The sequence below is a fragment of the Hymenobacter setariae genome (genome assembly GCF_007713685.1).
GTDB lineage: Bacteria > Bacteroidota > Bacteroidia > Cytophagales > Hymenobacteraceae > Hymenobacter > Hymenobacter setariae.
Genome location: NZ_VMRJ01000014.1, coordinates 1 through 1,074, shown reverse-complemented (window position 1 = coordinate 1,074; position 1,074 = coordinate 1). Strand labels below are relative to the sequence as shown.

Genomic DNA, 1,074 nt, shown 5'->3' with positions numbered 1-1,074 from the left:
TAAGTAGCCATACAGAAGTAAGCGTATAGTGCGCAATTGGTAGCTTGCGGCATGCGACGACCTGCCACCGAGTTGAGTTCGGAAGAAGTGACGTGTTTGGAAGCGTGCAGTCAGCACGGACCGCACCCGCGCATGCGGCGGCGGGCGCTGGCCGTGCTGGGCCACCACCGGGGCCAGACGTTGCCGCAACTGGCCGCGCTGTTTGCCGTGCGTTACGCGACGGTACACGGGTGGGTGCAGGCCTGGCACCGGGCCGGCCTGGCGGGGCTAGCCGAGGGCCGGCGCGCCGGACGGCCGCCCAAACTGGCCCCGGCGGCGCAAAAAAAATAGTCGCCTGGCTCGGGTCGGCCACCCAGCAGCTACGCCGGCTCGTGCCCCGCGTGGCAGCCGACCTGCAGGTGCGCGTAAGCGTGGGCACGCTGCGCCGGCTGGCGCGGCGGGCGGGCTATAGCTGGAAGCGCACCCGGCGTAGTCTCAAGGCGCGGCGCGACGCGGTGCTGTTCGGTTTTTTTCAGCAGGAGGTCCAGGCCCTGCACGCGCTGGAAGCGGCCGGCGCGCTGCGGGTCGTGTACGTAGACGAGTGCCGCTTCTCACGCCTGGCGCCGGTGCCCTATGCCTGGCAGGTGCGCGGGCAGGCGCCGGTCGCGCTGCCGGCCGAGCGCGGCGGCGGGGGCCACACCGTGCTGGGCTTGTGGCAGGCCAAGGCCCCGGGCCAGCCGCTGACCAGCTACGTGCTGCCCGGCGCGCTGACGGCCGACCTATTCGTGGCCGCGCTGGACGAGTACAGCCAAGCGCTGTCCGGTCCGACCGTGCTCGTGCTCGACAACGCCTCGGTGCACCGCGCCGCCTGCGTGCAGGCCCGCCACGGGGTGTGGGCCGCGCGCGGCTTGCGCTTACAATTCCTGCCTGCCTACTGCCCCGAGCTGAACCTGATCGAAATCCTCTGGCACCGCTGCAAGCACTACTGGCTCACCCCGGACGACTATCGCACCGAGCAAACCCTACGCGACAAGCTCGACTACCTCATGCCCAGAGTCGGAACTGAGTATACGGTTACTTTTAGCTGACCACTTA

Annotated in this window: 2 protein-coding genes; both read left to right on the top strand. The window is 69.1% G+C overall.

Features of this window, described 5'->3' with window-relative positions; translation table 11 throughout:
* Positions 1–51: 51 nt before the first annotated feature.
* Positions 52–330 (top strand): helix-turn-helix domain-containing protein, encoded by a 279-nt coding sequence (locus FNT36_RS25275; protein WP_089334549.1) that lies wholly within the window; start codon positions 52–54, stop codon positions 328–330.
* Positions 231–1,067 carry an IS630 family transposase gene (locus FNT36_RS25270; protein ID WP_125433834.1) on the top strand — a complete coding sequence of 279 codons (837 nt, stop codon included), beginning with the start codon at positions 231–233 and terminating at the stop codon, positions 1,065–1,067. The genes FNT36_RS25275 and FNT36_RS25270 overlap by 100 nt, the downstream gene beginning before the upstream one ends.
* Positions 1,068–1,074: the final 7 nt, after the last annotated feature.